The organism is Cytobacillus firmus, from assembly GCF_023612095.1.
Classification (GTDB): Bacteria; Bacillota; Bacilli; order Bacillales; family Cytobacillaceae; genus Cytobacillus.
This window is the reverse complement of the sequence record NZ_CP086235.1, coordinates 3,291,012-3,315,735: the sequence shown is the minus strand read 5'-3', so window position 1 is coordinate 3,315,735 and position 24,724 is coordinate 3,291,012. Positions and strand designations below refer to the sequence as shown.

The window sequence follows — 24,724 nt, the reverse complement described above, 5'->3', positions numbered from 1 at the left end:
AGGAATCATTTGACAATTCTAATAAAGTTTATGTTAGTATATAATTGATGAAATCTAATCTTTAAAAGGGGGAAATAGGATGAAGAAGAGAAGTATATTCCTGTCCACAGCTCTGCTGTTAGCGCTTTCCATGGTTCTTGCAGCCTGCGGCGGCGGTAAAGATGAAGGCGGCGGAGATGGAAAAGGCGGCGCAGACAAGCCTAAGTTCATGAGCATTGTAACTGGTGGAACAGGCGGTACATACTATCCGCTGGGCGGATCATTCGCTGAAATTATTTCTGATGCTACAGGCATTGATACAAATGCTGAAGTTTCAGGTGCATCTGCAGAGAACATGAACACATTGAAAGATGGCAATGCTGAGATTGCATTTTCTCAAACTGACATTGCTTCATATGCGCAAGAAGGTAAATTAATGTTTGAAGGTGCAGCAGTTGACAATGTAAGTGCGATCGGCACCCTTTATCCGGAAACGATCCAGATCGTTACTACTGCAAAATCTGGCATTAAATCTGTTGAAGACTTAAAAGGCAAAAAAGTTTCAATCGGTGCACCTGGTTCAGGAACTGCTGCAAACGCAGAGCAGATTCTTGAAGTGCATGGAATCAAATTGGATGACATTAAAAAACAGGACCTTTCTTTTGATGAATCAACTGCCGGAATTCAGGATGGCAATATTGATGCTGCATTCGTTACAGCCGGAACACCTACAGGTGCTGTAGAAGGACTTTCTGCAACGGAAGATGTTGTGATTATTCCACTTGAGCAGGATAAAATCGATGCATTAATCGAGAAATATCCTTACTATGTACAGGATGAAGTGCCATCTGGAACATATAAGCTTGCGGAAGCTGCGCCGACAGTCGCAGTTCAGGCAATGCTTGTTGTTTCAAATGACCTTTCAGAGGATGTAGTTTACGATGTTACGAAAGCAATCTTTGAGAACCTGGACAAAGTTACACATGCCAAAGGAAAAATGATTAAAGCTGAAAATGCTGTAAAGGGTACTGGCATCGAACTGCACCCTGGTGCTAAAAAGTATTTCGATGAAAAAGGCTTTAAAGCTGAATAATCTTTCACCAACATAATCAAATAATGAATTTTGGCCGGCTGTAAAACCTGATAAGGTTATTGCGCCGGTCAATTAATTTTTAAAATGAAGTGGCAATCAATTGTAAAAACTGACAAATTTTTTTAGGTGGAGGTTTCATGAAATTTAATAAGCCAGGGTATAAAAAGGCGGTCCTGGCACTCCTCGTAATCATAACCATCGCAATCATGTTCTTCATACCCATTAAGCAGGCGGTTGTTTTTGAGTATCAAAACAAAGGAAAGGTGATTGCTTATTTCCCGATTAAAGAGGACAGAACATTTAAGATAAAGTATACACATTCCATCCACCTTACTGATGTTGTAGAAAGCTATACTATAACCGGAGATGGAAGTATTAAATTGTTCGAACTCATGTATGAGGATTTTGCCATTGGCATGCCTGAAAATGCTTCAGATGGAGAAACATTTGAACAAAAGAACGGCAAATATTATATTAAGAATATGAAAAGGGTTTTTCCTTCATTTGACCTAAGGCTGGGTAAGGTCAGAGCCAATCACAGATTGATTATGCAAGGCCGGGAATATGTCCTTTCAGATTATATCGAACCTGGTACATGGGTAAGAATAAAGGCGAAAAAGATAAACTTAATCGAGGTGTTGAAAGGAGTGAATATCCTTGGAAAATAAAGGGGAAACATTATCTCTTGAGGAACAGCAGAAATTGCTGGAGAAATATGATCCAGAGGCTGGTACAAGGAAATTAGGAGGAGTACTGGGCTGGATCGTCTTTTTTGGGCTATTGGCATTTTCGCTTTTCCATTTATATACAGGGGTTTTCGGGATGCTTACAGCCCAGCTGCAGCGTTCGATTCATTTAGGTTTTGCATTAGCCCTAATCTTTCTTTTGTTCCCTGCAAGGAAGAAAGACAGGGGACGAAAGCATAAGGTTGCCTGGTACGATATCATTTTAGCTATACTGGGTATTGCTGTAGGAGCTTATTGGCCACTTTTTATTGATGAAATTGTCATGAGGGCCGGGCGTCTGACCGAGATTGATTTTTATGTTGGTCTCATTGCAGTTCTTCTGGTTCTGGAAGCTACCAGGCGTGCGGTTGGTCTTCCCATCACCATTATTGCCGTCATTTTTCTTGCCTATGCGATGTTCGGGCCATATATGCCGGCATTTTTGGCGCACCGGGGTCTTGATTTAGAAAGATTGGTCCAGACCATGTTCTTTACGACAGAGGGTATCCTGGGTACCCCTTTAGGTGTATCTGCTACGTTTATTTTCCTATTCTTGTTATTTGGTTCGTTCCTGGTAAAAACGGGGGTTGGCCAGTATTTTAATGATTTGGCCGTATCCATCGCTGGAAAGAGAACAGGCGGACCGGCTAAGGTTGCCATTTTTTCAAGTGCACTACAGGGAACAATTAGCGGAAGTTCTGTAGCTAACGTAGTAACTTCAGGCTCTTTTACCATCCCTATGATGAAAAAGCTTGGCTACAAAAAAGAATTCGCTGGCGCAGTTGAAGCGACTGCATCTACTGGCGGCCAGATTATGCCTCCAATCATGGGTGCTGCTGCATTCCTGATGGTTGAGTTTATTGGCGGCGGTATTACATACTGGGATATTGCAAAGGCAGCTGCAATTCCGGCGCTTCTATATTTTGCAGGAGTATGGATCATGACTCACTTCGAAGCGAAGCGTGTAGGCCTTAGGGGTCTGAAAGATGAAGAAATGCCTAACCGGAAAGAAGTATTGAAGAAGATTTATCTGCTGCTGCCGATTTTAGCAGTTATCATCCTGCTGATGAGCGGAATGAGTGTAATACGTGCTGCTCTTTGGTCAATTGTCATTACGGTTGCAGTAAGTATGATCAGCAAGGAAACGCGGATTGGATTCAGAGATGCTATCGATGCTTTAGTTGATGGTGCACGTACAGCTTTGGGCGTTGCTGCAGCAACAGCTGCGGCAGGTATTATTGTTGGGGTAGTTGTAAAGACAGGGCTTGGATTAAAGATGGCGAATGGCCTTCTTGATCTTTCCGGCGGGCTGTTGATCCCTACTTTGATGCTGACAATGGTTGCAGCAATTATCCTGGGAATGGGATCACCAACAACGGCAAACTATGTTATTACATCAACAATAGCCGCCCCGGCAATCATTCTCCTGGGTGTACCTGATTTATCTGCTCACTTATTTGTATTCTACTTCGGTATTGTGGCAGATGTCACACCTCCAGTTGCTCTTGCAGCATTTGCCGCAGCTGGAGTATCCGGCGGAGATCCGATAAAGACAGGCGTAACAGCATCCAAGCTTGCCATCGGGGCTTTTATTATCCCATACATGTTTGTCCTGTCACCGGAGTTATTGATGATCGATACCACCTGGTATTACTTAATCTGGGTAGTATTCACCGCTTTAGCTGGTATGATGGCTATCGGCGCTGGTGTAATTGGCTACTGGCTGCGTAAGTTGAATATTTTTGAAAGACTGCTTGGAATTGCAGGAGGCCTGCTGCTTATTTACCCTGAAGGGGTTACTGATATTGTAGGATTAGGTATCTTTATCCTGTTGATTGCATTACAGGTTTTCATAAAAAAAGACGATCAGGCAAAGCCGCAAACAGCTTAATTTGTTAAAAAAAGCTCACGCGCTTGAGTCAGGAATTTCCCGAAGTACAAAAATAAATTTACAGAAAAAAAGGAAGGATCTCAAATGAGAATCCTTCCTTTTTGATTTTGCTGAGTCTGTCAGGCACCTTGATCGCTATGGCCGATAGAAAGTGTGGCACTGACATAATCTTCTTCGCTGCTGGTTAATAGAACAGTGAATGTACCAGGTTCATCGCCTTCATATACCTCTTCACTGAGGGTTTCTTTTAATAGTTTGCTTTTATACTCAATGATTTCACGCTGGTTATTTTCGTCTTTAACTCTGTTAACTTCCTCGGCATCTTTCGGAATCCTTTTTTCGATAAATGTGAGAACCTCTTCCTTACTCATCTCTTTTTCCATATCCTCAAATTGCAGCTCAACATTAACTGCGCGATGGGTTTTAAACTCTACCAGCATACTGTCTCCATTAAAGCGGGCTATCTCCTCGTTGTTTTTATTTTCACCATAAGCCTCTGTGAAAAGGTCTCGAGTGTCTCCCAAGCCAACTTCTTCAGTTATTCTTTTATTTTCTTCGGGTGTTTCTTCCGTTTCTGCCCGCTGTTCTTCCGTAGAAGGGTTGTTTTTGTCTTCCTCCTCTACAATTTGCTCTTCAGTCTGATTACAGCCAGCCAGTATAAGGCTGCCTGCAAACAATGCAGTAATGAATGATAATGCGTTAGATTTCATAAAATCCTTCCTTTCCTAATCATGTGGAATTTTAGGGTCCATTCCCATTTAGAGAATATATACCCCAAAGGGAGCAGGATAATCGGGAAGGAGAAATAATAAAAAGCCGTACTTCTTCTGCGGAAATACAGCCTTGATGAGTGAATGATCTGGTCTTTTAGCTAATCTGGCGAGCCTTCTTTTCAGGTAAGATGGACATAATATGATTCAAATTAAAGATACGCATTTGCTTTCTATATAAACAATAGGCTAAAATCGTACTCCCTCGAAGTTCTTTGATTAATATTTTTCTTTGTGTAAATGAATTGCGTTTGGAGAGATAAATGATTTCCACAGGCTTTCTCTCTTCCATAGCACGATAAAGAATTCCTTTCATAGAGAAACCCCCTCCTTACTTTTATTTACATTATAAACGAACATGCGTTCTTAATCAAGAGGGATACGAAAAAATGTTCGCATAAAAAAAGACTTCCTAAATGAAGTCTTTTAAATAATCTTTAATCCCTTCTCTTTTAAGTGATTCAAAAGGACAGTCCCATATTGAATGGCATAGCCTAAAAAGATGGCTACAAACAAAGTCCCCAATCCAACCGGGCCGCCTAAGAGAAGGCCAATGGCCAATGCTAAAAATTCATTAATAATGCGTGCAGTCTTCAAGCTGATATTGAGCCTTTTGGCAGTTGCGATCATTAATCCATCAATGGGGCCGCTGAATAATTGAGGACGGATATAGATGGATACTCCGAAGCCCAGAAGTATAATACCAGTAAAGAAGGCAAGTATTTGATAGGGAAAGTGTGTAACGGTGAAGCCGCTAAAAACAAGTTCCATCCAAAAATCGATCCCGAGACTCGCTAAAATGGTTCCTATAAATGATTTAAACTGCGGTTTTTCCCAGGTGAGTATGGCATTGAAAAATATAAGGGAAGCCGTAACCAGGAATGACCATGTTCCAATGGTGAGACCGAACTTATTGAAAAGCCCAACATAAACAGTGTCCCAGGCACCCGCACCAAGATTGGATAAGATGATTAGTGAAACACCGAGAGTGAGAATTAAATAACCTGCAATTATTTGAATGAATGTAGTGTGTTTAATCATGTAGAATCCTCCCCAATACATATTACAGTATTTAAATAATTACTCAAGGGGAAGAAGATATCCATTAGATTCCATCGATTAAACATAGAAAAACAGCTCCCGATAATGGGAGCTGTTCAATGGTACTTATACCTTAATATCAATTTTTGCATTTTTCTTCAATTCTTCCACATGCTTAACGAGCATTTCCTGCTGTTTTTGCTGTTCGAGCTGCTGTTTGATCTGCGGTTTTACTTCTTCCAATTTAGGGGGCTCCTGTCCTTCAGCACCACCCTGACTTGCATATTCTTCATAGAATTTTTGAATTTCTGCATCTGTAACATTCTCAGGTTTAATCTCGCCTTCGATGTATTTCGTATATTTAATATTGTTGGCAATTTCCGACTCTAATGAATCGGGATTAAGACCAGCCTGTTTCATTGCTGTTTCAAATTCTTTATCATTCTTGAATTGTCCTTTTGTTTCTTCGAGCTGCTTTTTGACTTCTTCATCAGAAGCTTTATAGCCTTTTTTATCTGCCTCCTGGAGAAGAAGTGTCTGGCCCACTAGACTGTCAAGTGTCTGCTTCTTAATTTTCTCTGCAGCATCTTTTGCAGTAGGGTCTTGTCCCATTTGCTGATACATCATTTGTGAAGAAGTAAGCACACTGTTATACTCACGTCCAAGAATTTCCTGGTCATTCACAATTGCAACTGTCTTTTTCTCATCAAGCTTTTGCTTATCCATTTTCTTTTGCATTTCTTCCATTTGCTTCTGCTGGTCCTGCTGCTGGTCGGTTTCAGCTGTTTTCGGTTCTTCTTTTTTATCTGCACTCTTGCTTTTATCGTCAGCTCCGCAAGCAGCTAAAACGGCAGATAGTAATACTAGTAAAAAGGGATACATTAGTTTCTTCATTGATATTTCTCCTTCCGTAACCCTGTATAGTTTGATTCAACTAACAAATGAATCATATAGAGGGCATTATAATGCATATAATCATAAAAAGATACCTTTAAGGTACAAAAGCCGAATTTGTAAAGGGAATGTAATCTGGTTATAAAGCTCTTAACCTGATAGTTTCTGGATAAAATATATGTATTGACTTTTTTATTGAAAAGAAGTATATTTTATATTGTCCCCAATACAGGGAAATATACATAACGATTCCGTAGCTCAGCTGGGAGAGCGCTACCTTGACAGGGTAGAGGTCGCTGGTTCGAACCCAGTCGGAATCATACTTAAAGTGTCTGGCTATCAATAGCCGGGCACTTTTTTGTGCATCTGGAAATAGTTTTTTTATGCTGGGATTTCCTCCGATGTTTTAACGAAACAGTGATAGGGAATCGTTAAAATATAAAAATTCACAAAATAATTTTTATTGAAAATCTATGCTATAATTTTATTGTGAAATTACAAGAGTTAGGGGATATTTCTATGTTGAAAGATCTGTTTATAGGCCTTTCCCAAAACGAATTTCTGAATAGTGCCGCAAAGAAATATGGATTGAAACTAGGCGCGCAGAATGTAGTTGCCGGGACAAATCTAGATGAAGCAATTCAGAGCATAAAAGAGCTAAATGCTCATGGCATCTCTTGTACTGTCGATAACCTCGGTGAATTCGTTTATAAAAAGGAAGAGGCGGCAGAAGCGAAAAAACAAATTATAGAAGTGATAGAGGCCATTCATGCAAATCAGGTGGATGCACATATCTCTTTAAAGCCTTCTCAATTAGGTCTTGATATTGACTACTCTTTCTGTCTTGAAAATGTCAGGGAGATAGTAGAAAGAGCAAGCCACTATGGTATTTTTGTGAACATGGATATGGAAGACTCCAAGCGCTTGCAGCCTTCCTTTGACATTTTGGATGAAGTATCCAAAGAATACAATAACGTCGGTACAGTTATTCAGGCATATTTCCTGGGTGCTGAAGAAGATCTTAAGAAATATCAGAACTTCCGGCTGCGGATTGTTAAGGGTGCTTACAAAGAGCCTGAAGAAATTGCTTATCAGGACAAAAATGACATTGACGCTAACTTTATAAAATTAATAGATTGGCATTTACTGAATGGCAAATTCACGTCAATTGCAACACATGATCATAATGTAATTAATCATGTAAAAGATTTTGTAAGGGCTAACAATATCCCTAAAGATAAATTTGAATTCCAAATGCTCTATGGCTTCCGTAAGGATATGCAGCTGAAGCTTGCTGGTGAAGGCTATAATTTCTGCACATATGTTCCTTTTGGACATGACTGGTATGGCTACTTCATGAGACGCCTGGCAGAACGGCCGCAGAACTTAAACCTTGTGGCCAAGCAGGTATTTACCAAGAAAACCAATACGATCATTGGTGTTGCAGCAGGAGCTTTCTTATTAGGCAGATTGGCAAAGAAACGAAAAAAATAGTAATGCAGGAGCCTCCCAGAAAATTTAGTGGGAGGCTTTTTATCTTTTTATAAAGGAATTCTGGGCTATGGCTTTATTAAACTTGTAATTGAAGAAATGAAAGAGAAATATGGGTGCCAAGAAATCTACCTATCTGTCATTAAGGAGAACGAGCCGGCTATTCGTGTATATGAGAAAGTTGGTTTTGAACCGACAGGTGAGGTTATTCAGGCCTTTCATCCTGAACCTGTATACAAGTTAATAGTGTAAAGGAATCCCTGACTTTATTGTCAGGGATTTTCTTTTGGCTATTTTATTACTTTGAATTGAACAATCAAACAAATACATGCAATAACACAAATCCCAAAAATACAAATGCCGTCTTGTAATGAAATCTTCTTCTCATACCTGTTGATTTCCTTCTGCGCAAAACTCCGCTGAATAAAAGAACGGCCAGGAGTAACAAAGTGAAAAATCCACTGCTTATTTTTATGCTCCATAATTCCTGTAAGTGGGCAGCAATCATTAAAGAGGCATGTATAATAACCAGAAAAGAAGCCGTAACACCAATTGAAACATGATACTTCATCATTTTCTTTGAAATCTTTGCAAGTGTAATTTTAACCTTCCGCAATTTACTTTTACGAATAAGCAAAAACACAAAGTACATATTCAAGTTTAATAAAAATAAAATAAATGCTGCCTGCGCTAAAACTTTTCCCAAAAGAATTAGATTTGTATCATAGCCTTTGTAGAAGCTCCATAGAAGAATGATAAGAATCGTAAGAAAATTAATGCCGAGCCATCTGGCAATCATGTTAAACCTCCAGGCTTTTTACTTAATATAACATAATTTGAAATTATGGCTAATACATATTTTTATTGCATAAAAATAAATTTTTTTTATTAAAAATGCAATTTTCTATTGCTAAAGAAGTATTTCATCCTTTAAAATTCTCTTCAAGAAGGATTGCCTTCATGAAAAAATAGATTTCCAGAGAAAAATAAATAAAAATAATTTAGAATAGTAGAAAATCTTCTTGTTTATGAAGTATTTAGTGCTTTATAATTTGCATAAGAAGTTTTTCCTTCACTATTCATGAGGAGCCGTCATGAATAAGAAAACAATGAGCCAGATGATCAAAGATAGCTTTCCCACCCTCTCGCCAGGACAGAGGAAAGCAGCAGAATTTATTATGGAGCATGCCGATGAAGCGGTGCTTTTAACAGCATTTCAAGTTGGGAGAAGTGCAGGGGTCAGTGAGACAACGGTCATCCGGCTTGCATATGCACTTGGGTTCAGCGGTTATTCCGAAATGCAGGATCGAATCAGAAAAGAGTGGCTTGCCGGGAAACAACATGACACCATAGATCCTTCTGAAGAGGATGCTGCGAAAGAGAACCTTTTTAAGAGGGTCATTGATCAAGAGAGGGAAATACTTCGGCAATTGCTTGATCAGGTTGATGAAAGAGAGCTTTGGAAAGCAATTGATGCCTTAATTCAGGCAGACAGGGTTTATATTGGGGGTTTTGGCAGCTCTTTTGCGGCCGCATACTGGTTCTATTACACTCTTAAACAAATGAGGGTAAATGTTTATATCTCAGGCCTTCACGGTTTTCTTCCTGAGGATGTGTGTGATTTGACAGAACAGTCCGCAGTTGTCATTTTTTCTTTTCCGCGCTATCGAAAAGAAACCTTGAAGCTGGCTTTATTTGCAGAGAGGAAAGGCTCCGGGGTTATTGCTATCACAGACAGGCAGCTTTCGCCGATCGGGCAGCTGGCTGCAGTCACACTTACTACCAACGAACTCATGGATAGTGGGCATCATTCCATTGCTTCGGTTATTAGTTTATTGGAGGTGCTGGTTGCAGGTATCGAAGAACGAAATCATGAAAATATTGCAAAAAGGCAGCAGGACCTGGAAGTTCTTTATTCAAATATGGAGTTATTTATTGAATAAAACTGAACAGCCGGGGAGTCAGGATCGAATTATAAGGGGGCAAATCGAATGAGCAGTCTTTCAAAGAAAATCATTAAGGAGAAGGAAACGGCATCCTATACATCGGGGGACTATTTAAAATTTTTAATTCCCTCTCTGATCGGGGTTTTACTATTTATGGTGCCGATTCAAGGAGAAGATGGGATTACGATCCCGGTTGCATATTTAGCAAATCAAATTAACGGGTTGCTGGGTGCTTCCATACCTGCGATTACTGTTACTATAATGGCTCTATCAGTTATTGGTTCACTGATAGCAGTAATTTTTAAACCTGCCTTTATCTTAAACAGCCCATATTTGAACAAATTGCTAAATGTGAGTAAATTTTGGGTAGCAGCCCGTTTGCTTGGAACAGTTTTTGCTATTATTACTTTATTTGAGATTGGTCTGGAACCAGTATATTCAGAGAACACGGGCGCACTATTAATCTATGATCTAATTCCGATCCTGTTTACTACATTTCTTCTGGCAGGTTTATTGCTGCCGCTTTTATTAAATTTTGGCCTGCTCGAATTTTTTGGTGCATTATTGATTAAAGTTATGAGGCCTGTTTTTAAGCTGCCGGGACGTTCTTCGCTTGATTGTCTGGCATCATGGGTAGGTGATGGGACAATTGGAGTCCTGCTGACAACAAAACAATATGAAGAAGGATATTATACAAAGCGGGAGGCGGCAGTTGTTGCAACTACCTTCTCGGTTGTTTCCATAACGTTTACGATTGTCATTATTCAGTATTTAAATTTAGAGCAATATTTCATACATTACTATTTAACAATTGTCCTTGCTGGTCTGGTGGCAGCTGTAGTAATGCCGCGGATTCCGCCATTATCCAGAAAAGCTGATACTGCTTATGAAGGGACAGTGATGAAGGAGGAAACTTCTATTCCTTCACATACTACACCTGTTAAATGGGGATTAAATAATGCAATAAAAAAGGCACGTACCAATAATAGTGCAGCAGCAGTTGTAAAAGAGGGTTTTGAGAACGTTCTGGACATGTGGATGGGAGTTTTGCCAATTGTCATGGCCATTGGGACGGTTGCCCTGGTAATTGCTGAATTCACTCCTGCTTTTACGATTCTTGGCAAGCCGTTTGAACCGATCCTGGCTCTCATGCAAATCCCGGAAGCGGCAGAAGCGGCCCAGACAATGGTGGTTGGATTTGCTGATATGTTCCTTCCGGCTGTGATCGGGAGCGGCATTGAAAGTGAAATGACAAGATTTGTCATAGCCTGTGTCTCTGTAACACAGCTGGTTTATATGTCTGAAATGGGCGGTCTGCTTTTAGGGTCGAATCTCCCTGTCAGCATAAAAGATTTAATTCTTATTTTTCTTCTGCGCACGATGATTACGCTGCCGATTGTTGCTGCTGTAGCTCATATTATATTTTAGGGATTTTTTATCGCAATTTTAAGGGTTTGAAGGGAAGGGGAAGGTTATGAAGCAAGAAGCATTAACATCACTGGTCATTAAAAACCTTCACACAGTTAAGGATCTTGAAGCTGTATACGAACTTGAAGCAAGAATATGGAGTGTGGAAGAAGCTGTGCCGGTTAATCATACGGTGGCAACCGTTAAAAATGGAGGGTTTGTGTTAGGCGCGTTCCTGGAAGAGGAACTGGTCGGTTTTCAATATAGTTTTCCCGGTTTTGACGGCACAAAGGCGTATCTCTGCTCCCACAGCCTGGGGATTCACCCGGAGTACCGGGCATCGGGGATTGGTGAAAAGCTGAAATATGCTCAAAAACAGACAGCGCTTGAGAAAGGCTATGATCTCATTTCCTGGACATACGACCCTCTTGAGACAGTTAATGCCAATCTCAATCTTCATAAGCTCGGGGCTGAATGTACTCAATATATAGAAAATGCTTATGGTGAAATGTCAGATCATATGAATGCAGGCATACCATCTGACCGATTTTTAGTGGAGTGGAGAATTCAAGATGAAGGTCCTGTGCGCCAATTGTCTGCTGAAATTCTGCCAAGGGCATTAGAAACAGGGGTCGCTGGAGGTTTGGCTGTTCCTGGAAGTTTAAATTTAGATTATGAAAATGAAAAAATTCTTATTCCGGTCCCAGGGAATTTCCAGGAAATTAAAAAGCGGGATTTTGAATTGGCTTTGAAATGGAGAAAGAGCACGAAAGAAGCTTTTGCTCATTATCTCAGTAAAGGCTGGATTGTAACAGATCTTATAAAGGACGAGGCTGCGGAAAGTCAATACTTATATCTTTTGGAAAAGAGATAATGCCGGGAGAATGGGAATATGGAAATTAAAAGCATCGTTTTAAGGCACGTGAAAATGGAGCTGCTGAATCCGTTTACAACAAGTGTCGGAACAGAAGTGGATAAGGACTTTATTTTGGTGGAAGTAAAATCAAAAAGCGGACAATCAGGCTGGGCGGAGTCGGTCTCCATTATGGAGCCGATTTACAATGAAGAAACAGTTAAAACAAATTGGCATATTATGAGTGATCATTTAATACCCATCCTTTTTGCATCAGAGATTCGGCACCCTGATGATGTTTCAGAAGCATTCAGACCAATAAAGGGAAATTTTAATGCCAAAGCAGCGCTGGAGGGTGCAGTCTGGGACCTTTATGCCAGGGAAAGTGGGATATCGCTCTCAAAAGCTCTGGGCGGAGAAAAGGAAAAAATAGAAGTGGGCGTTAGTGTCGGCATTCAGGAGTCGGAAATAAAGATGCTTAAACAAATTGAAGGATACGTAAATGAGGGTTACCAGCGGATTAAAGTGAAAATTAAGCCTGACTGGGATGTGCATATCTTAAAAGCCATCCGTGCCCAATTTCCTGATATTAAGCTGATGGCTGATGCTAATTGCGCCTACACACTTAATGATATTGATCATCTTCAAAGGATGGAGGAGTTTAATCTAATGATGATTGAACAGCCTTTGGATCATGATGATATTATCGACCATGCTAAGCTTCAAAGTCATTTGAACACACCAATTTGCCTGGATGAAAGTATACATACCTTTGAGGATGCCAGAAAGGCGATTGAGCTTGGAAGCTGCAGAATCATAAACTTAAAAATTGGCCGGGTTGGCGGGCTTACAGAGTCAAGAAAAATTCACGACCTTTGCAGAGATCATAATATTCCGATGTGGTGCGGCGGAATGCTTGAAGCAGGAATAGGACGTGCACATAATTTAGCTATAACTTCCCTATCCAATTTTACACTTCCAGGTGATACAGCCCCGTCTTCCCATTACTGGAAAGAAGATATCATCGAACCTGAAGTCACTATGGACAACGGTTTTATATTCGTGCCTCAGGGCCCGGGAATTGGCTATGAGCCTAATCGCTGTAAAATAGAGGATGTAACTCTTTATAGCCGTACTTTTTCAAAAAAATAACAATGATAGTCAGCGCCAGAGGCAACTCTGGCGTTTTACTGTGTGAATTGCAGCTCGCTCCCTATATTTTTGTATTGTGATACAAATCACCGAAAGTTTGTCGGAGTTTTGATAAACTGATTGCAAAATTTAGAATTTTGCAATATAGGGAGTGTGTAGTTTGAAGGTAAAACGGCTGGCGTTTTTGACCATTATTCTTACTTATATTTTAATTGTGTTTGGCGGTTATGTAGCATCTTCTGAATCAGGTATGGGTTGCGGACCTGAATGGCCTTTATGCAATGGGCTGGTGATCCCGGTATTGGAAGGAGATACATTAATTGAATTTACTCACAGAGTTATTGGTGCAGTACTTGGAATAATGACAGCTGTATTGTACTTTAGAATTCAAAAATCAAATCAGGTGCGGGAACTTGATATAGCTTCTAAGGTATTGATGCTGCTGTTAATAATTCAAATTTTACTGGGGGCGGCTGTGGTTTGGCTGGACTTGCCTGCTGTAATTGTGTCTGTCCACCTGATGGTAGCGATGGTTTTCCTTGCTGCACTAATCTGGATCTGGCGACGTGCTGATGAACAGCCATCTTGGATTAAAACAAGAAGAGAAAAGGGTGTGCAAAACAAATTTAAAGCAGTTTTGTTACTGCTGCTTGTTACTTTATTTCTAGGTGCTTATATTAAGCATGAATCTTTCGGATTGGCCTGCAGCTGGCTTGAATGTACAAATGGCTTTATGCCAGTATTTTTTTCGGAAATGATCCAGACCGGACACAGGCTTTTGGCCGGAGTTTTGGCCCTTTACATATTTTTTCTTACATATCTTTCATTCAAAAACAGATGGGAGGCTGGATTGCAGAATCGGCTTATGGCTGCCTCCCAGCTGGTTTTAGGTCAAATCATAATCGGTATCCTCACAATTATAAGTTACATTGAAATATCCTGGGCTGTTCTCCATCTTGCTTTTGGAACAGCGTTATTTGCAATCATTTTTGAGGCAGGAGTATTTGCCTCATATTCCAGCAGGGTCAGGAGGCCGGGGAAAAGAGCAGTAATCATTATTATGGATAATAGCAATACTCAAAAAAGGCAGTCAGATGACATGCCTTTTTGTTTTGTGACAGTTTATTTTTGCAGATCTCTTTTAGTAATTTCGCTTCTGATATCTGCCTCTTTCGAGAACTCTGCATCCTGCTTTTTATTATTAGGATATTTGTTTTTTCTTTCGCGGTTATCATTTTTGTTGGTCATAGGTCTGCCTCCATTGGTAAGTGTACTGTTAGATGAAAGAAAGGCCGGCCCTATGGCAGGGCCGGTACCCCAGCAAACACTTTACTGATTTTGCTGGTTTTTAAGCTGCTGCTCTGCCATTGCGACAAGGCGCTTAGTCATTTCCCCGCCGACAGAACCATTTGCTCGTGCGGTTGTATCAGCACCAAGCTGAACTCCAAACTCATTGGCAATTTCCTGTTTCATTTGATCCAATACATTTCCTGCACCGGGTACCAAAAGTTTGTTTCTTGCCATGATACATCACTCCCGACGATGAATTGAGCATATAAATGCTCGTTTTTAACTTAACCGATTAATTAACGGCAGATGCAGCTATATAATTCCAATCCATTTAATTATATGTAAGGTTTTATAACATAAAAATTATAAATTTTCAAAAAACTGATTGACATAAATAAAAAATGGAGTAAAATAAGGATTAAATCTACAATATGTAAGGAAATATAACATGGGTTATGTGTTAGTTCTTACACCAACAATTATAGGGAGGAATTACAATTGGATGCCACATTTTTAATGAATAGTCTTTGGGTGATGCTTGGAGCAATTTTAGTCATTTTTATGCTAGGCGGTTTCATTATGCTCGAAGCCGGTTCGACCAGGATGAAAAATGCAGGGCATATTGCAGGTAAAACGATTTTTACCTTTGGTTTATCATCATTGGTGTTCTGGGCCCTGGGCTTTGGTTTCATATTTGGCGACCATGCAAATTTTCTGGTTGGTCTTTCAAGTTTTTTTTACTCAGGTGCAGAGCTTGAGGGGATGAGCTTATCTTCTTCTGTATTCTTCGTATTTCAGCTGGCATTTGCCGGTATTTCCATTACGATTGCACTAGGCGGATTTGCTGAACGTGCAAAACTATCCGTTTACCTCATTTTCACCGTATTATTTTGCGCTATTGTTTATCCTGTCATTGCACATTGGGTCTGGGGAGGCGGCTGGCTTGCTGAACACGGCAAACAGGACTTTGCTGGCTCAACAGTTGTTCACTTAACAGGTGCTATGGCAGCCTTGGCTGCTACTATCTTGCTTAAGCCTCGAATTGGAAAGTTTAACCAAGACGGTTCGGCCAACAATATCTATGGCCATAACCAGGTATATACAGCCCTGGGTGTGCTGATCCTGTGGGTTGGCTGGTTCGGGTTTAACGCCGGCAGCACATTGACTGTAGAAGATGGTTTCTTTGGATTTGTCGCTCTTAATACAAATCTTGCTGCCGGAGCAGGTGCAGTTGCCGCCCTGTTTATTTCATGGGTGGTTATGGGAAAATCCGATGTGCCGACAATGCTTAATGGCGCTCTGGCAGGTCTGGTGGCCATTACAGCTTCCTGTGCTTTTGTTGATACATGGGCGGCTGTTGTCATAGGGTTTGTATCAGGAATCCTTGTATTCTACAGTGTGCGTTTCTTTGAAAAGAGAAAAATCGATGATCCGATCTTTGCTCTATCTGTTCATGGTGCTGCCGGGGTATGGGGAACATTATCAACTGGATTCTTTACCACACCTGAGTTAGCATCAGTCGGTAAACCTGGGTTGTTCTATGGGGGAGGCTTCGAACAGCTGGGAGTTCAGTTAATGGGTGTCGCAGCTTCCGGCCTTTATGCTTTTGCTGTATCCTTCATTATTTTGGCAGTTGCCGGGAAGGTATTGAGAGGACTTCGGGTAACAGAGGAAGAAGAAATTATGGGGTTGGATTTAAGTGAACATGGTAGCTATGGTTATCCTGAAGTCTTCATGGCTGATGAAAACAAAAAGATAAGCTCGTAAGCAAGAATTGAGCTTTATTAAAGGGAGTGCTTGGATGGAATCATCATTTAATTCTTATCAATCCCTGAAAAAATGGAAAGATGAACAGATTTTAAGATACCGCTCAGATCCCAGCGCTCTGAATGATTTTCACGATTCTATCATGAAAGAAGTTTTTCGCATAGCTTTGGAGAGAATTAAAATTGAAAGAGCATCCTCATGGAAATTTGCATGGTTCACAATGGGCAGCTCGGGGAGAAGGGAGCAGGGCTTTCTGAGTGACCAGGACCATGGATTGGTGTTTGAACCGGGGGCTGATGAAGCGGAAGTGTATTTTTTAGAGCTGGGGGAGGAAATTTCAAAAGGTCTGCAGGCAGTTGGATATCCATATTGCGAAGGGAATGTGATGAGTTCTAATCCGCTATGGTGCAAATCATTCTCTGAATGGAATGAACAAATCCATGCATGGATACAGGAGGAGAGTCTGCAGACGATAAGGAATCTCCACATTTTTTATGACAGCAGAGTGCTGGCAGGCGAGGAAAAGTATATAGCTGAATTGAAGTCTTTTATTACCGTGAACATTCAAAAAAGCCCACATCTGCTGACCAGAATGATGGAGACCACCATGCATATGAAAAAGTCGGTAGGTCCATTTGGCCAGCTTCTGACAGAGGAGAAGGGAAGCCATCAAGGGGAGCTGGATCTCAAATACTCTGCATTTATACCTTATGTAAATGCTGTTAGAATCCTTGCTGTGAAAGAAGGAATTCAGGCCACATCTACTATTGCCCGAATCAATAAAGTTATGAAAATAAATGAATATGAGGGAATGGGGAAATATCGAAATAATTTTGCTGCTTTGTTAAAATGGAGGCTTCAGTCATACAGGCAAACAGATACCTATGATGATACTCACTACATTCAGCTTAAAACCTTATCAATATCAGAGCGAAATGAACTGAGAGATATTTTAAAGGATGCCAAAAAACTTCATCAGTTTGTGGTAAGGACCATTCAAAAGGGTGCAGGTTGATGAGGTTCCATCCTTTTGTCCAATTTGTCAGAGGTATTCAGGGTAAACTTCAGACTAACATGTTAGGTGGAATAAATGGTCAGAATCCGCAGCATATAGCATTTATTAGACAAATGCAGAGGGAGCTGGAGAATGCAGATTTAAAGGCTATCCCCTTAGGAAATTTAGATGTGGTTGTCTTTGATATTGAGACAACTGGATTTTATCCTGATAAAGGGGATCAAATTATTTCGATTGGTGCTGTTAAAACAATTAGCGGTAAAGTCAGTGAAGACTGTTTTTATTCACTTGTTCACTTTGATAAGTCTCTTCCAAGTGAAATAAAGGAGCTGACAGGTTTATATGAGTCTGATTTAGAAAAAGCTCCGCCCCTCTCAGGGGTATTGATTAGCTTCCTTGAGTTTGTTAAGGAAATGCCGCTGGTGGCCCATCATGCGAACCATGAGAAAAGCTTTATGCAGTATAGCAGCTGGAAGCTTTTCCACACGCCATTTAAGCATAGGATTTTAGATACTTCCTTCCTTTATAGAATAGCTGACCCTAATAAACCATTAAGAAAATTAGAAGACCTTTGTGAATTTTATGGCATCCCTGTTAAGGGTCGCCATCATGCTCTGGGAGATGCAAAACTGACAGCTCTCCTGTGGTGTCGCCTAATCGAGGAAGTTCATAAATCAGGGTGCTCAAACTTAAAAGAAGTTTACGAGCGCCTGGCCAGGTTAAGCTGACAAAAGGCAGCTTTGGATGGTGAAGATTAAGCAAGCTGAGGCAACTTCGGACAGAAATCATGTGGTTAAGCCAGTTGAACCTGGAGAAACTTCAGACAAAAACCTGATTGTTAAGGAAGTTTGAGTCCGAACCAGGAGCAACTTCAGACAGAAACATGATTGTTAAGCCAGTTTGAGTCTGAACCTGGAACAACTTCAGACAGAAACATGATTGTTAAGCTAGTTTGAGTCCGAACCAGGAGCAACTTCAGACAGAAACATGATTGTTAAGCCAGTTTGAGTCTGAACCTGGAACAACTTCAGACAAAAACCTGATTGTTAAGGAAGTTTGAGTCCGAACCCCGGTCCTGGCCGTCATAAAAACCCTTCCATTTAATCAAAATCAATGCCCCAATCACGATAAGATTGGGGCAAATTTGGTATCCTAAATCCCAGGGCAAAAAGCACAAAATTCTCCCTTAGAATTCCCCGTCAAATGGAGTAAAAGGAATGTTAAGTCTATTCTCAACTGCTCTAAGTCTTTGGTTAAGCCGATTCAACCTTCGTGTATGACGGTCAACGGTCTGATTAAGCATCCTGACCTGGTCAGTCAAATTGACCAGCTGCCTGTTAAGGCGGGTAATCTCTCTGGATTGATCCTGATTTTGTCTTTCTAAAGCAGTAACCCTTCTTTCGAGTTGCTGTGGCTGTCTGTCAGTATCATATTGTTCGAACTGCTGAATTTCATATTCAGGGGTGAAGTGGGCTGCTGGCTGAGGAAGATAACCTTGATAATAGCCATATGGATACATTGGGCACTCTCCTTTTATGCAAAAATCCTCTAACTCCTTATAATCTATGCATAAATGGGCGGAGAGACACGGCAAATGCCTATTTTAATGGCGGGCTGCTGCTTTGTGGTCGATATTATCTTTAAAATAGAAGGTTTTAAAACGGCCGCCTTTGTTTACATGAAAGGGGGGGCTTTGCTGATTTCCGAAACAAGAGAAGCAAGTGACTGCATCTGCTGGTCATCGAGGTCAAAAGCAATTTTGATCTTGTTTTCCAGATCAGCTGTTACTCTTCTCTTGCCCACCTCAACCAGAGCTATTAAAGAGAAGCTGCAGCTGACAACTCTTGCGAAATCACGCTGTGTCATGTTATAGCTCTTTCTGATTACTTTAATTATTTCTTTGTTCATTCTTATTCATCCTTTAACAATTCACCCATTTTTCCAGGGCTATGTTTTTTGTCTTATAGCTATAAAATTAGCATTGTAGTATAGGTTTGTCAAAGTAATTTAATAACAATGGAAAAGCAGTTTAATAGATTGGCTGGAGGTATAATAACTAAATATGAGGATAAAAAGAAAATAGAAAGGAGCTTTGCCTGTTGAATATACTTTGGGATTTTGATGGTACTTTATTTGATACATATCCAGCTTACACAGCGATCGTGAGAGAGGTTATGAATGATAAAAAGGTTTCCGATGAAGAGATTTTTTGTCAGCTAAAGGTTTCTTTTAGTGATGCTTTTCAACATTTTAAGTTAAATAACGAACAAATAAAAACAATCAGGATGAGGGCGAGACAGCTGCGTCCTAGTGATTTAAAGCCTTTTCCTGAGGTGGAGCAGGTATTAAAGCAGGCTGATAAGAATGTGATCATGACTCACAAGGAAAGAGAAGATGTTCTTTCGATATTAACTTTCCATAAATTAGATGGGTATTTTGCCGATATGGTAGCAGGTGACGACGGCTATCCGCGCAAGCCCCACACAGCTTCTTATGAATTCCTGCATCAGAAGCATAAGGTTGATTTAGCAATTGGGGACAGGGAAATAGATATTCTGCCGGCAAAGAAACTTGGAATTAAAACCTGCCTTTTTCAGAATAAAACCCCGGGAGCAGATTACTATCTGACCCAATATAGAGATTTTAATATGGCAATAAAGCCATATTAGAAAAACTCCTGGCACTTTTGGATGCCAGGAGTTTTATTTTACATATCCAGTGTTTTTGGTGAATTTTCTTCCTTTATTATGTTCTTGTTCCATCGTCATATTTATCGCCAAACAGCTTTTTCTTTTTTATTGTTTCAAAGTCTGCTTTGTACTTTTCCTCTGTTGATGAACTGCTCTTTATTTTTGATCCGTTTTTTTCTTCTTCCTTCTCCTGTTTTAAGTCTTCCATTGGAATAGGATCAACATTCTTTTCACTTTCATACTTGTCAAATAAACTTTCTTTTTCGGTTTTATATTGTTCGGGGTTATCCATCTTTCCATCCTGAATGTTTTTGTCCGCCATATGGGTCATCCTCCTTATTTCCGGTTTTCTTCCTGAGGTTTTTCAGGCTCTCTTTGAGGTTCGATATCTCTATTGTTTTCTTCCTTTTTTTCTTGTTCTATCGAATTGTTTTTTTCTGAATTGCTATGATCCGCCATAGTTAAACCCTCCTTTAACTGTTAGTATTCATTACCCTCTGGCAGTGTAGCAAAACCTAAATGACGGATTTCAAGAGTTTAACTGTTTAATCCGAAAGAGGAGAAGATGCTCTGTAAGCCCATAAAAAAATGCACCTTCACTTCTTGTGTGAGGTGCATTTTTTAACGCTTTAGGCAGCTTTTAGGCTGGAGTTATTCTTGCGCAGCTGCTTATACTTAAGGATTTGATAAACATACCAGCCGGTAATTAAGAGTGTTATGACTGATCCGATCATCATTGATAGCTGATAATCCATTTGAAAGCCTTCAGGGGCATAGAAGATATAGGTGGATACTACTCCAGTCATAAACAATGCAGGAACACCGCTAATCCAATGGAATTTGTTATTTTTCAAAAGATACATAGTGGCTGTCCAAAGCATGACCGCTGCTGTAACCTGGTTTGTCCATCCGACATATCTCCAAAGGAATGAGTAATCGATAGTTGCCAGATATAAAGTAGGAAGAGCCACAGGTAAGGTGGTGATGACAGCCTTCCATTTCCCATCCATTTTTATTAAAGATGAAAGTGATTCTGCCAGCATCATTCTTGAAGAACGAAGGGCGGTATCTCCGGTTGTAATCGGCAGGATGATTACACCCAGTATAGCAAGGATGCCTCCAAACGTACCAAGGAGGCTGCCGGAAATTTCATTAACCACTCCCGCTGGACCACCAGCCGCTAATGCATCTTGAAGACCTCCAGTTCCGCCGAAAAGGGTCATGCCCGCTGCTGCCCAGATTAAGGCAATAATTCCTTCACCAATCATGGCACCATAGAAAACCTTTCTTCCGTCACTTTCCTTTTTTAATGTGCGTGAGACAATCGGACTTTGTGTTGAATGAAAACCTGAGATCGCTCCGCATGAAATGGTGACCATCAGTAGAGGCCAGATTGGAAGTTCACCTGGATGAAGATTAGACAGTGTCACATTCGGTATGGATTTTTCACTGAAAAGCAATGCAACTGCAATGGATACTGCCATAAAAATTAATATTGCTCCAAATAGAGGATAAATCTTTCCGATTATCCTGTTTACAGGCAAAACAGCTGCAAGGATAAAGTAAGCAAAAATAATGAGCAATGATGCCATAAAACTTAATGGAGTTATGCTCGAAATCAGCTGGGCCGGACCGGCAGTAAATGCAGCGGCAACTAGAACCATTAAGAGAATTGAAAATATATTAATGAACGTTTTGGCCGGTTTTCCTAAATATCTTCCGACAATGCTTGGAAATTGCTCCCCTTTATGCCTGAGAGAAAGCATCCCTGAAAAATAATCATGAACCGCCCCGGCAAAAATAGAGCCGGCAACAATCCAGATAAAAGCTGCTGGCCCGTATAATGCACCCATAATTGCACCAAAAATGGGACCTAGCCCAGCGATATTCAACAGCTGAATCAAGCTGCCTTTCCACCAGCTCATCGGAACAAAGTCCATTCCGTCTTTTTCCGTATAAGCAGGTGTAGGGCTGCTGTCATTTATACCAAATATTCGCTCTACAATCTTGGAATAAAAGACATAACCTGCAATCAGCAAAACAATCGAACCCAGAAAAGTCGCCATGAAAAAATCCTCCTGTTGTAAAAAATTATAAGTATAATCTGAAACTTAAGAATATGTTGAATATTGTACAAGGAAACTGGAATAAAAAGCAAGCTTATTTCAGAAAAAAAGATATTTTCCGATAATAATAATTTGGATTGGATAAAGTGAAGGAAGTCAAATAATGAAGGAACCCTCGTGCAAATGAAACCATAAGCTACTATAAGTTCATTTGAAGGGGGAAGACAATGATTATCCTTTCGAATAATCAGAATAAACCGGGGGCTTCCAGTTTTTTTGGAGTTCAGCGTGAAATTTATCTGGCGCTTGACGGCAGTCCCGAGACACATCAATACGATTCAATGCATGAACTGCTATTTGATATTCTTTTGAGGGAGAATATCATCAAAGCAGCCAGGCAGCTTCATGGTAGCCGTGTGGAGTTTGCACCCTTTAATACATCACGCTTCAATCCGCGCATATGGAGAAGGACAAAATATGGTTACCTGCTTGATCCAACTGTTTTACCGTCCGATGCAATCATGGATGTGTTCACGAACAGCCGGGAATATGCTTTTGAATGTACAACAGCCATTGTGCTGATTTTTTATAAAGCTGTATTGGATTCCATTTCTGTCAGCCGCTTCAATACACTATTTCAGGGACTTCTAGTATGGGATTGGAATTATGATCATGACCTGTCGATTGTTACAAAAAGAGGACGGAATTTCATACCTGGTGATGTAGTTTATTTTTACAATCCTGATTATGATCATCCTGTTTGGACAGGTGAGAATTCCGTTTATTTGGGCGGGGGCATGTTCTTTGGGCATGGAGTAGGCATGGAAAGCGAAGCAGGGATGATAAGAGCTCTTAACACGCTTAGAAAGCCAGGTGCTACAAGGGATGCTTATCTCATTTCACAGCATAGCCGATTGAACGTGAAGTATCTATCCCAGTTTGCCAAGCGGCCTTTATCTATAGTGTGAAACGCAAGTAAGCTGACATTTCAATAGGGTGAATCGCTTATTTTTAAGAAGCCATTCACCCAGATTTATCCTCAATTCTAGTATATTTAGATGATTTTCTTTCTACCCTGATATTTCTATCCTTAAGAAGGCATATTTCCTGTGAATGTGGGAAAACAAAAGATAACGATTATAGATATATACACCAAATTACTTGATGTTTAAACATTAAAGGAGACAGAAATATGAAATTATCCCAGGTTATTAATTGCCTAAAGGATAGCGGGGAGATGGATGTGCTTACAGCCGATCCTGATATTACAGGGATTGAAATGGATTCACGCAAAGTGGGGAAAGGAAGCCTTTTTGTTGCAATTAAAGGTTTTCAGGCAGATGGACATGACTTCATTGGACAAGCTGTTGAAAATGGTGCGGCTGCCGTAGTGGGTGAGGACGCAATTGAGTTAAATGTGCCTTACATAAAAGTAACGGATAGCAGAACCAGTTTGGGGAAACTGGCGAACTGCTTCTATGATCGCCCTTCAAGAAAGCATAAAATAATAGGTATTACAGGAACTAATGGGAAAACAACCACTGCCTATATTTTAAAGCATATACTGGAGACTGCAGGCAGGACCTGCTCCCTCTTGGGTACTGTATCAAACATTATAAATAACAAGGAATATAAGACCTGCAACACGACACCGGATGCCCTGCAGATTCAAAAAATGCTGAGTAAAAGCCATGATGAGTTTGTCGTTATGGAGATTTCTTCTCATGCGCTGGAACAGTCAAGAACTGAAGGTCTGGAATTAGACTACGCGCTATTTACTAATCTGGCTCATGACCATCTGGATTATCATGATAGTATGGATCAGTATTTTAATGATAAAAAGAAGATTTTCACCTTGTTAAAAGAGGACGGTAAAGGAGTCGTCAATCTTTATAATTCATGGGGAGAAAAAATGGCAGAGGTTCTGCAAAATGAAAAGATTCCTTTGATTATGCTGGGTGATCAGAAGTGCTGTTCAATAAAAGACACTGCTATAAATGGAAAGACTGTTTTTATTCTCGAGGTGAGAGGGAAATCGTTTGAAATTGAATTTCCTCTTCCGGGTGACCATAATGTTTATAATGCAGCAATGGCTTTTTTGACAGGTATTGATTTGGGGATAGACCCGGAAGATATGATTAATGCTTTGGCTTCATTTCCCGGTATACCTGGCCGTTTTGAAATGATTATTCATCCATCAGGAGCTAAATTTGTAGTGGATTATGCTCATACAGTGGATGCATTTGAATATTGCCTGGACACAGCGAAGCAGCAGGGGGCTGAAAGAATCTTTCAAATTTATGGATTCAGGGGCGGAAGAGATCAATCAAAACGTGTGGATATGATTAAAGTTTCGGCAAAATACTGCCATAAATATTATTTGACCACTGATGACCTCAACGATGAGTGTGAAAATAAAATGTTAAGCCAATTAATTTCTCTAAATAAAGAATATGGAGACGGTAAGGGTGAAGTGATCCCCGACCGGACTTTGGCTATCCGGAAAGCTTGGGCTGAAGCAAAAAAGAATGACTGGATCTTTATTACAGGAAAGGGACCTGAAGCTTATCAACAGTCATTTGCTTTACCGGCAGATAATGATTTGGAAACCTTAAAGCTGCTGAAAACTGGAAGTAAACAGGCAGTCTTATAAA

General features: G+C 40.3%; 26 protein-coding genes, 1 tRNA gene and 1 pseudogene. 17 read left to right on the top strand and 11 right to left on the bottom strand.

What is annotated here, in order from left to right; translation table 11 throughout:
• The first annotated feature begins 79 nt into the window (after positions 1-79).
• From LLY41_RS16660 to LLY41_RS16650, 3 genes are all read left to right on the top strand, one after another.
• On the top strand, positions 80-1,072 hold the full coding sequence (locus LLY41_RS16660) for a TAXI family TRAP transporter solute-binding subunit (RefSeq protein ID WP_304585900.1): 993 nt from the start codon (positions 80-82) through the stop codon (positions 1,070-1,072).
• A 137-nt stretch (positions 1,073-1,209) separates the two neighbouring features.
• Positions 1,210-1,740 (top strand): DUF1850 domain-containing protein, encoded by a 531-nt coding sequence (locus LLY41_RS16655; protein WP_095243954.1) that lies wholly within the window; start codon positions 1,210-1,212, stop codon positions 1,738-1,740.
• Positions 1,730-3,688, top strand: coding sequence for a TRAP transporter permease (locus tag LLY41_RS16650; protein ID WP_304585899.1), 1,959 nt, complete (start codon positions 1,730-1,732; stop codon positions 3,686-3,688). Before LLY41_RS16655 ends, LLY41_RS16650 begins: the two co-directional genes overlap by 11 nt.
• Before the next feature lie 119 nt (positions 3,689-3,807).
• Here the strand turns inward: LLY41_RS16650 and LLY41_RS16645 are convergent, their stop codons facing one another.
• The 4 genes from LLY41_RS16645 to LLY41_RS16630 all read right to left on the bottom strand — a co-directional run bounded on the left by LLY41_RS16645 (position 3,808) and on the right by LLY41_RS16630 (position 6,393).
• A complete protein-coding gene (locus LLY41_RS16645; RefSeq protein WP_304585898.1) occupies positions 3,808-4,398 on the bottom strand; it encodes a hypothetical protein in 591 nt (196 codons plus the stop codon).
• A 157-nt stretch (positions 4,399-4,555) separates the two neighbouring features.
• Positions 4,556-4,774, bottom strand: coding sequence for a hypothetical protein (locus tag LLY41_RS16640; protein ID WP_035327332.1), 219 nt, complete (start codon positions 4,772-4,774; stop codon positions 4,556-4,558).
• 110 nt (positions 4,775-4,884) lie between these two features.
• Positions 4,885-5,499, bottom strand: a complete 615-nt coding sequence (locus tag LLY41_RS16635) for a YczE/YyaS/YitT family protein (protein ID WP_095243957.1) — start codon at positions 5,497-5,499, stop codon at positions 4,885-4,887.
• Between the two features lie 126 nt (positions 5,500-5,625).
• Positions 5,626-6,393 (bottom strand): SurA N-terminal domain-containing protein, encoded by a 768-nt coding sequence (locus LLY41_RS16630; RefSeq protein ID WP_304585897.1) that lies wholly within the window; start codon positions 6,391-6,393, stop codon positions 5,626-5,628.
• A 247-nt stretch (positions 6,394-6,640) separates the two neighbouring features.
• Here LLY41_RS16630 and LLY41_RS16625 point away from each other — a divergent pair.
• From LLY41_RS16625 to LLY41_RS16615, 3 genes are all read left to right on the top strand, one after another.
• Positions 6,641-6,713 (top strand) — tRNA-Val (locus LLY41_RS16625).
• 199 nt (positions 6,714-6,912) lie between these two features.
• Positions 6,913-7,887, top strand: coding sequence for a proline dehydrogenase family protein (locus LLY41_RS16620; protein WP_304585896.1), 975 nt, complete (start codon positions 6,913-6,915; stop codon positions 7,885-7,887).
• A gap of 27 nt (positions 7,888-7,914) precedes the next feature.
• Positions 7,915-8,136: a GNAT family N-acetyltransferase gene (locus tag LLY41_RS16615; RefSeq protein WP_286137264.1), complete on the top strand. Its 222-nt coding sequence runs from the start codon at positions 7,915-7,917 to the stop codon at positions 8,134-8,136.
• A gap of 64 nt (positions 8,137-8,200) precedes the next feature.
• On the opposite strand, the gene LLY41_RS16610 is transcribed toward LLY41_RS16615, so the two are convergent.
• On the bottom strand, positions 8,201-8,683 hold the full coding sequence (locus tag LLY41_RS16610) for a hypothetical protein (RefSeq protein WP_304585895.1): 483 nt from the start codon (positions 8,681-8,683) through the stop codon (positions 8,201-8,203).
• Between the two features lie 295 nt (positions 8,684-8,978).
• Between LLY41_RS16610 and LLY41_RS16605 the strand changes: the two genes are divergently transcribed.
• From LLY41_RS16605 to LLY41_RS16585, 5 genes and pseudogenes are all read left to right on the top strand, one after another.
• Entirely contained in the window at positions 8,979-9,827 is an 849-nt protein-coding gene (locus tag LLY41_RS16605; protein ID WP_304585894.1) for a MurR/RpiR family transcriptional regulator, read from the top strand.
• 48 nt (positions 9,828-9,875) lie between these two features.
• Positions 9,876-11,258 carry a YjiH family protein gene (locus LLY41_RS16600; RefSeq protein ID WP_304585893.1) on the top strand — a complete coding sequence of 461 codons (1,383 nt, stop codon included), beginning with the start codon at positions 9,876-9,878 and terminating at the stop codon, positions 11,256-11,258.
• A 46-nt stretch (positions 11,259-11,304) separates the two neighbouring features.
• Positions 11,305-12,111 (top strand): GNAT family N-acetyltransferase, encoded by an 807-nt coding sequence (locus tag LLY41_RS16595; RefSeq protein WP_304585892.1) that lies wholly within the window; start codon positions 11,305-11,307, stop codon positions 12,109-12,111.
• 18 nt (positions 12,112-12,129) lie between these two features.
• The gene (gene menC, locus LLY41_RS16590) at positions 12,130-13,242 is read left to right on the top strand and encodes an o-succinylbenzoate synthase (RefSeq protein WP_304585891.1); all 1,113 of its coding nucleotides are present in this window, start codon (positions 12,130-12,132) and stop codon (positions 13,240-13,242) included.
• Positions 13,243-13,393: 151 nt separating this feature from the next.
• Positions 13,394-14,218, top strand: a pseudogene (locus LLY41_RS16585) (COX15/CtaA family protein); the annotation flags it as partial.
• Positions 14,219-14,571: 353 nt separating this feature from the next.
• Here LLY41_RS16585 and LLY41_RS16580 read toward each other — a convergent pair.
• Complete coding sequence (locus tag LLY41_RS16580) at positions 14,572-14,766, bottom strand: alpha/beta-type small acid-soluble spore protein (protein ID WP_009331132.1); 195 nt, start codon at positions 14,764-14,766, stop codon at positions 14,572-14,574.
• 264 nt (positions 14,767-15,030) lie between these two features.
• On the opposite strand from LLY41_RS16580, the gene LLY41_RS16575 reads away from it, so the two are divergent.
• Genes LLY41_RS16575 through LLY41_RS16565 form a run of 3 tightly spaced genes read left to right on the top strand, consistent with a single transcriptional unit; the run spans position 15,031 to position 18,042 of the window.
• Positions 15,031-16,299: an ammonium transporter gene (locus tag LLY41_RS16575; protein ID WP_304585890.1), complete on the top strand. Its 1,269-nt coding sequence runs from the start codon at positions 15,031-15,033 to the stop codon at positions 16,297-16,299.
• Between the two features lie 34 nt (positions 16,300-16,333).
• Entirely contained in the window at positions 16,334-17,314 is a 981-nt protein-coding gene (locus LLY41_RS16570; protein WP_304585889.1) for a DUF294 nucleotidyltransferase-like domain-containing protein, read from the top strand.
• Entirely contained in the window at positions 17,314-18,042 is a 729-nt protein-coding gene (locus LLY41_RS16565; protein WP_095243968.1) for an exonuclease domain-containing protein, read from the top strand. Before LLY41_RS16570 ends, LLY41_RS16565 begins: the two co-directional genes overlap by 1 nt.
• A 458-nt stretch (positions 18,043-18,500) precedes the next feature.
• Here the strand turns inward: LLY41_RS16565 and LLY41_RS16560 are convergent, their stop codons facing one another.
• Together LLY41_RS16560 and LLY41_RS16555 are read right to left on the bottom strand one after the other, a co-directional pair.
• A complete protein-coding gene (locus LLY41_RS16560; protein WP_095243969.1) occupies positions 18,501-18,833 on the bottom strand; it encodes a hypothetical protein in 333 nt (110 codons plus the stop codon).
• A gap of 155 nt (positions 18,834-18,988) precedes the next feature.
• Entirely contained in the window at positions 18,989-19,222 is a 234-nt protein-coding gene (locus tag LLY41_RS16555; protein ID WP_095243970.1) for a helix-turn-helix transcriptional regulator, read from the bottom strand.
• Between the two features lie 191 nt (positions 19,223-19,413).
• Here LLY41_RS16555 and LLY41_RS16550 point away from each other — a divergent pair, with 191 nt between their 5' ends.
• On the top strand, positions 19,414-19,983 hold the full coding sequence (locus LLY41_RS16550; RefSeq protein ID WP_095243971.1) for an HAD-IA family hydrolase: 570 nt from the start codon (positions 19,414-19,416) through the stop codon (positions 19,981-19,983).
• A 76-nt stretch (positions 19,984-20,059) separates the two neighbouring features.
• Here the strand turns inward: LLY41_RS16550 and LLY41_RS16545 are convergent, their stop codons facing one another.
• From LLY41_RS16545 to LLY41_RS16535, 3 genes are all read right to left on the bottom strand, one after another.
• Positions 20,060-20,326 carry a hypothetical protein gene (locus tag LLY41_RS16545; RefSeq protein WP_076256854.1) on the bottom strand — a complete coding sequence of 89 codons (267 nt, stop codon included), beginning with the start codon at positions 20,324-20,326 and terminating at the stop codon, positions 20,060-20,062.
• Positions 20,327-20,340: 14 nt separating this feature from the next.
• Positions 20,341-20,463, bottom strand: coding sequence for a 3-methyladenine DNA glycosylase (locus tag LLY41_RS16540; RefSeq protein ID WP_095243972.1), 123 nt, complete (start codon positions 20,461-20,463; stop codon positions 20,341-20,343).
• A 170-nt stretch (positions 20,464-20,633) separates the two neighbouring features.
• A complete protein-coding gene (locus LLY41_RS16535; RefSeq protein ID WP_304585888.1) occupies positions 20,634-22,070 on the bottom strand; it encodes a carbon starvation CstA family protein in 1,437 nt (478 codons plus the stop codon).
• A 227-nt stretch (positions 22,071-22,297) separates the two neighbouring features.
• Here LLY41_RS16535 and LLY41_RS16530 point away from each other — a divergent pair, with 227 nt between their 5' ends.
• Entirely contained in the window at positions 22,298-23,038 is a 741-nt protein-coding gene (locus tag LLY41_RS16530; RefSeq protein WP_095243974.1) for a protein-glutamine gamma-glutamyltransferase, read from the top strand.
• A gap of 224 nt (positions 23,039-23,262) precedes the next feature.
• Positions 23,263-24,723, top strand: a complete 1,461-nt coding sequence (locus LLY41_RS16525) for a UDP-N-acetylmuramoyl-L-alanyl-D-glutamate--2,6-diaminopimelate ligase (RefSeq protein WP_304585887.1) — start codon at positions 23,263-23,265, stop codon at positions 24,721-24,723.
• Position 24,724: the final 1 nt, after the last annotated feature.